This is a genomic window from Paraclostridium sp. MRS3W1, from assembly GCF_032465715.1.
Taxonomy (GTDB): domain Bacteria; phylum Bacillota; class Clostridia; order Peptostreptococcales; family Peptostreptococcaceae; genus Paraclostridium; species Paraclostridium dentum.
In genome coordinates this window covers 1-7,043 of record NZ_JAWDJM010000200.1, presented here as the reverse complement: position 1 = coordinate 7,043, position 7,043 = coordinate 1, and the positions used below count along the sequence as shown (strand labels likewise).

Genomic DNA, 7,043 nt, shown 5'->3' with positions numbered 1-7,043 from the left:
CAGAAAGTAATGGCTGGTCGAAAGTTAAGTTCAGCGGAAAAGAAGGATATGTATCGAGTACATATTTAAAAGACTCTGATGGTGGAAATACTGGTGGAGGAAGTGAAAATCCAAATCCAAGTAATAATAAAATAGTAACAGCAACATCGTTAAATGTAAGAAGTGGACCATCAACAAGTAATGGCGTAATAGGATCATTAAAACAAAATGATAAAGTAGAAGTAATATCAGAAAGTAATGGATGGTCAAAGATTAAATTCAATGGAAAAGAAGGATATGTATCAAGTGCATATTTAAAAGATTCTGATGGTGGAAATACTGGTGGAGGAAGTGAAAATCCAAATCCAAGTAATAATAAAATAGTAACAGCAACATCGTTAAATGTAAGAAGTGGACCATCAACAAGTAGTAGTAAAATAGGATCTCTAAGACAAAATGAAGTAGTAGAGGTAATATCAGAAAGTAATGGATGGTCAAAAATTAAATTCAATGGAAAAGAAGGTTACGTATCAAGTGACTACTTAAAAGACTATAGTGGAGGAAGCACAGGTGGAGGAGGTAGCTCTGAGGTTGTAGATGGAGCGACAGTTAATAATACACCTGTAAGCTATACTTTAACACAACATGTTAACCAACAAGTTACGAAAGGTAATGGAAATATGATAGCATCACGTGGGTTTGTACAAGCTAGTAGATCTGATATAGAACACTATATAAACCCAAGTAACTTTACAGGTAGCAAGAGTAGTATGCTACAATTTTTAAGATTAGATAGCTATAAAGGTGGAATAACTGCAAGTGAATTAAATGGATATTTAAATAGTTTAAGTCCTACATCAGGAGGCTCTAATGTTTTCTATAATCAAGGACAAGCATTTATAAATGCTGCGCAGAAACATAATATAGATTTAGTATACTTAGTAGGACATTCTATGCTAGAAACAGGTTATGGAAGATCTACTCTTGCACAAGGACAAGTTTTAACATCTTATCAAGGAAAACCACTACCTCAGCCTGTAAAAGTTTATAACTTCTTTGGAATTGGAGCATTCGATGGAACTGCAAATCTTTCAGGGGCTGAAGCTGCATATAAAAATGGATGGACAACAGTTGAAAAAACTATAGATGGTTCAGCTAAGTGGTTATCTTCAAATTACATACATAGTAGTAAATACGGACAAAACACTTTATATAAAATGAGATGGAGCTATGAAAATTTATGGCATCAATATGCTACAGATGTAAACTGGGCAAATGCTATATCAGGAGTAATGAATAAATTGGTAGGAATGTATGATACAACTAGCAATTTAGTTTATGAAGTTCCAGTTCATAAAAAATAAAAAAATGAGGGGCTACCCTCATTTTTTTACGCAATTCTTTTATACTTTAAAAAAACATCTATGTTGTTTTCACTAATAATATTTTTTATATTGCCAAAATTATAAGTAGCTAATGCATACTCTCTCATATTATCAAAAATAAACTCTTCATTTTTATCCTCGAAGTCTATAAGTCTATGCGCTATAGACCAAGCTATAGACTCTCTATTTATAAGATTTTTCTTTAGATTTATAACACATTCCTCTAAATCAACCGGCAAGCTTTTTTTGTGAAGATTTTCTATATCTATATCTATATCATATTCAACAAGTTTATTTATAAATATTTTGATTAATTGACTGTATTCAGCCCTGCTAGCATCTATGCTTGAATCAAGTATATGGCCAATCTCATGATATATAACAAATTTAGCTATAGAAAAAATGTTTTTACTAGATATGTTTAAAAAAATGTTCTTAGAATGTAAGAATGAAAAAAAGTTATAACAAAAAGATACAAATCCCTGCTTTGAAACTAGTATAAGTCTTAACCTAGGCAGCGTACATATAGGTATGAATCTTTTTTTAAAATAAAGCATATATAATTTTTTATTAACATTTACACTTTTTACAATTTCTTTTATTATTTTTTTTTCGCCTAAATCTTCATAAGAAAGTAAAATTTTATTTATTAAAACGCTATCAACGTTATCCATGAAATCACCACCTTAAATGTGTCGTCTAACTTACTTACTAATATATTATTAAAAAATATATATTTTGTAGCTAATCCTAATAAAAAAAGTAGTATATATGATATAATAATTTGATGGAGAGGAGGGAACTTCTTATGGAAACTATTAAAGATTATTTAGAAAAACTTGAAATAGAAAATAATATTTTAAACAAACAATTAGCAGATGTAGATGTAACAAAAGTAATATACTTTAAGGAAGAAAAAATAATATATATATATTTATCTTCAAAAAATATAATAAGTTATATATACACAGACATGCTAAGAGAAGAAATTAAGGAAAAGCTTGATTACTTTAGTGATGTGAAAATTAAAGTAAGATATGTTAAATTAGAAAAACAGAAAACAAAAGATATCATAAAAAAATATTGGTCAAATATACTACATATATTAATTAATTTATGTCCATCACTAAGTGGTTGGGTGAAAAAAGTTGAGTATATGTGTATAGATGATACATTAAAAATAAAGTTACCATCAGATTTATTTTATAGGAGACTTACAAATCAAAATGCTATACAGGTTTTAAAAAATGTATTAGCAGAAGAGGCTGGAATCGAAATAGACATAGTTTTTGAAAAATCTGTTAATCGAGGACCTGATGTAGAAAAGTTAATTATGAAAAATGATAATTTAGTTGAACAAATGGTAAAAGAAAGAATAGCAGAATCATTAGAATTAGATGATGAAAATGAAGCTGAAATGGAAGGAAATGAAGCTATAGCAGCTTTATCAAAAGAAGAATATATTTATGGAGAAAATGTAAATGCTCCAGTTGAAAAAATAAATAGATTAAACCCTAACTCAGGAACTGTTTGTGTAATAGGTGAAGTTTTTGATGTTGAATTAAAAGAGTTAAGAAATGGTAAAGTTCTTTTAATAGCAGCAGTAACAGACTACACAAGTTCAATAAGTTGTAAGCTGTTCTTAAATGATATGAATAAAGATAAAGTTATAGATTCAGTAACTAAAGGTGCTTACCTAAAAATAAAAGGTGACGCACTGTATGATAACTATCAGAGAGAACTAACTATGACTATAAGTGGGATAAAACAAGAAGTTAAAGAAGAACGTATAGATAAGTCAGACGTTAAAAGGGTTGAGCTTCATGCTCATACTCAAATGTCATCAATGGATGCTATATGTCCAACAAAAAAATTAGTTGAGAGAGCTGCAAAATGGGGTCATCCTGCAATAGCTATAACAGATCATGGAGTGGTACAAGCATTTCCAGAGGCTATGGACGCGGCTAAAAAACATGGTATAAAGGCTATTTATGGTGTTGAAGGATATTTAGCAGAAGATGAAGTTCCTATAATAAAAGATCCAAATGATAAAGAACTATCTCAAAGTTTTGTAGTATTTGATATAGAAACTACTGGATTTTCTAATACAAATGATAAGATAACGGAGATTGGTGCTGTTAAAATCGAAAACTTTAAAGTTGTAGATAGATTTAGTGAGTTGGTAAATCCTGAAACGGACATATCGTATAAAATACAGGAATTAACAGGAATTACTAATGACTTAGTAGCAGATAAACCAACGATAGAGACTATCTTGCCTAAGTTTTTAGAATTTGTAGGTGACGATGTTTTAGTTGCACACAATGCTGATTTTGATATGGGATTTATATCCCAAAAAAGTAGAGAACAAGGTCTAGAGTTTAAAAATAAGAGTGTGAATACGTTGACTTTAGCTAGGGTTTTATTACCACAGTTAAAAAGACATAGATTGAATCTTATTGCTAAAGCATTAGGAATACCTCTTTTGAACCATCATAGAGCAGTAGACGATGCAGAGGCTACAGCCCATATATTTATAAAATTTTTAGAAATGCTTAAAAAAGAAGGTGTTGAAAAGTTAAGTGATGTAAATGAAAAACTTGGAGGCCTTGATTATACAAAGATTGCAACAAACCATATAACTTTACTTGCTAAAAATTATACTGGATTAAAAAACTTATATAAGATTGTATCAGATGCACATGTAAATCATTTTTACAGAGCTCCTAGGATATTAAGGAGTGTATTAGAAAAGCATAAAGAAGGTTTAATAATAGGGTCTGCATGTGAAGCAGGACAAGTATTCGCAGCTGTTAAGAAAAATTTACCAGACGAAGAAATAGAAAAGATAATAGATTTATATGACTATATAGAAGTTATGCCAATTGATAATAATAGGTTCATGATTGAAAAAGGTGAAGTTAAAGACGAAGAAGAATTAAGGGAGTTAAACAGAAAATTAATCAATATAGCTAAGAAGTTTAATAAAATACCAGTAGCTACAGGAGATGTACATTTCTTAGATAAGCATGAAGCTGTTCTTAGAAAAGTTTTGAAAAATTCTCAAGGGTTTAAAGTAGATGAGGAAGAAACATATCTTCATTTTAGGACTACAGATGAGATGCTAGAAGAATTCAGTTATTTAGATCCAGTAGAAGCATACGAAGTAGTTGTAGCAAATACTAATAAAATAGCAGATATGATTGAGGATATAAAACCAATTCCGGATGATACATATCCACCTGTAATAGAAGGTTCTGATGTAGAACTTAGGGAAATGTGCTATGAAAAGGCAAAAAGAATTTATGGAGATCCTATGCCAGAAGTAGTTGAAGCAAGATTAGATAGAGAATTAAACTCTATAATTGGAAATGGGTATGCGGTTATGTACATCATTTCTCAAAAACTTGTTACTAAATCATTAAGAGATGGATATCTAGTTGGATCTAGGGGATCGGTTGGATCATCTTTTGCGGCGACTATGAGTGATATAACAGAAGTTAATCCATTACCTGCCCACTATATATGCGAAAATGAAGAATGTAAATATTCTTATTTTTATGAAATAGGAGAGTGGGGATCAGGAGCAGACTTACCAGATAAAGATTGTCCAAAGTGTGGAAGACCTCTAAAAAAAGATGGTCATGATATACCGTTTGAAGTTTTCTTAGGATTTGAAGGAGATAAAGAACCGGATATAGACTTAAACTTCTCTGGTGATTATCAGCCAATAATTCATAAATATACAGAGGAATTATTTGGTGAAGGATATGTTTATAGAGCTGGAACCATAGGTACAGTAGCAGAAAAAACAGCATTTGGATATGCTAAAAAATATATAGAGGAAAATAATATAAACACTACCTCAGCAGAAGCATTAAGGTTAGCGAATGGATGTACAGGAGTAAAAAGAACATCAGGGCAACATCCTGGTGGAGTTATGGTTGTTCCTCATTATAAAGATGTGTATGATTTTACGCCTATACAATATCCTGCAAATGATACTTCATGTGGAGTAATAACTACTCACTTTGACTATCACTCTATAAGTGGTAGAATACTTAAACTAGACATACTAGGGCACGATGTGCCTACCATAATAAGAATGCTTGAAGATATAACAGGAATAGATGCTACAACAATACCATTAGATGATAAAGAAACTATGTCATTATTTACATCAACAGATGCATTAGGAGTAACACCAGAAGAAATAAATTGTCCAATAGGGTCACTAGCAATACCAGAGTTTGGAACTAAGTTCGTTAGACAAATGTTACTTGATACTAAGCCAACTACATTTGCAGAGCTTGTCCGTATATCTGGGCTTTCTCATGGTACTGACGTTTGGCTAAATAATGCTCAAGAGTTAGTCCAGAAGGAAATAGTAGGTCTTAAAGATGTTATATCTACTCGTGACGATATAATGAACTACCTTATATTTAAAGGATTACCTCCTAAAATGGCCTTTACAATAATGGAGAGTGTTAGAAAAGGTAGAGGGTTAAAGCCTGAGCATATAGAAGAAATGGAAAAAAATGATGTCCCAGAGTGGTATATATGGTCATGCCAGCAAATTAAATACATGTTCCCTAAAGCGCATGCTGTTGCATATGTAATGATGTCATTTAGACTTGCATATTGCAAGGTTCATTATCCAGAAGCTTTTTATGCAACTTATTTTACAACTAAGGCAGAAGATTTTGATGCAGATTTAATTGTAAAAGGATTAGGGGCGATAAAATCAAAAATAAGAGAAATTGAAGAGTTAGGAAATGAAGCAACTACTAAAGAAAAAAATATGCTAACAGTTTTAGAAGTTGCTCTTGAAATGTATGCAAGAGGTATAAAGATAATACCGGTTGATATATATAAATCGGATGCTAAAAATTTCCAAGTTGTAGGTGAAAAAACTTTATTGCCACCTATGATAGCGCTACAAGGGGTAGGAGAGAATGCAGCAATAAATATTCAAAATGAAAGGGATAATGGAGAATTTATATCTAAAGAAGATCTTAGAAAGAGAACTAAAATTTCAAAAACTGTAATTGAAACTTTAACAAATCATGGATCTTTAGAAAATATGAGTGATAAGAATCAATTATCATTATTCTAATAAATAGGATTATAACTTATGGAAACTTGTGAGTTATAATCCTATTTGTACATATAAGGACTTTGAGTATATAATTAAAATGAATATAAAAAAGGGGGAATTATTATGAATACAAACTTAATTTCGTTGATTATAGGAATTTGTGATGTTTTAATAATTTTTATTTGCTTAAAAATATCGAAAAAAATATTTCCGGGGAAAAATAAGGAGTTTAATGAAAGTAAAAGTAAGTTTTTATTTAAAAAAAGTATGGTGAGTTGTATATGCATGATTTTAGGATTTGTTTTAGTGAAAAGTGTTATAATATCAAATTGGATTTTATATTTACATATAGTTCCATCTAAAAATGTTTTCAATACATATATGCAAAATGCTACTATCATAAATACGATAGTAATTAGTATTCAAGTTATTATAATAGGTCCTATAATTGAGGAATTAATCTTTAGAAAAATTTTACTTGGAAAGTTATTAGAAAAATTTAGTAATAGACCTATAAAAGCTATAGTATATTCAGCTTTGATATTTGGGATTATTCACTTAAATATTATACAAGGTGTAGC

The 7,043-nt window shown here is 30.2% G+C and carries 4 protein-coding genes; 3 read left to right on the top strand and 1 reads right to left on the bottom strand.

Annotated elements, in window-relative coordinates; translation table 11 throughout:
• Window positions 1-1,343, top strand: a 1,343-nt coding sequence (locus RWY47_RS18070; protein ID WP_316030387.1) for an SH3 domain-containing protein, incomplete at its 5' end; no start/stop codon positions are given.
• A 26-nt stretch (window positions 1,344-1,369) separates the two neighbouring features.
• Here the strand turns inward: RWY47_RS18070 and RWY47_RS18065 are convergent.
• A complete protein-coding gene (locus RWY47_RS18065; protein ID WP_148551109.1) occupies window positions 1,370-2,038 on the bottom strand; it encodes a hypothetical protein in 669 nt (222 codons plus the stop codon).
• A 134-nt stretch (window positions 2,039-2,172) separates the two neighbouring features.
• Between RWY47_RS18065 and RWY47_RS18060 the strand changes: the two genes are divergently transcribed.
• Complete coding sequence (locus RWY47_RS18060; RefSeq protein WP_224170376.1) at window positions 2,173-6,480, top strand: PolC-type DNA polymerase III; 4,308 nt, start codon at window positions 2,173-2,175, stop codon at window positions 6,478-6,480.
• A 105-nt stretch (window positions 6,481-6,585) separates the two neighbouring features.
• Window positions 6,586-7,043: CPBP family intramembrane glutamic endopeptidase (locus RWY47_RS18055; protein WP_316030386.1), on the top strand; the 458-nt coding region annotated here is incomplete at its 3' end.

Coding starts and splice junctions, on each gene's coding strand:
- RWY47_RS18065 (WP_148551109.1), bottom strand. CDS start 2,038: ATGGATAACGTTGATAGCGTTTTAATAAATAAAATTTTACTTTCTTAT.
- RWY47_RS18060 (WP_224170376.1), top strand. CDS start 2,173: ATGGAAACTATTAAAGATTATTTAGAAAAACTTGAAATAGAAAATAAT.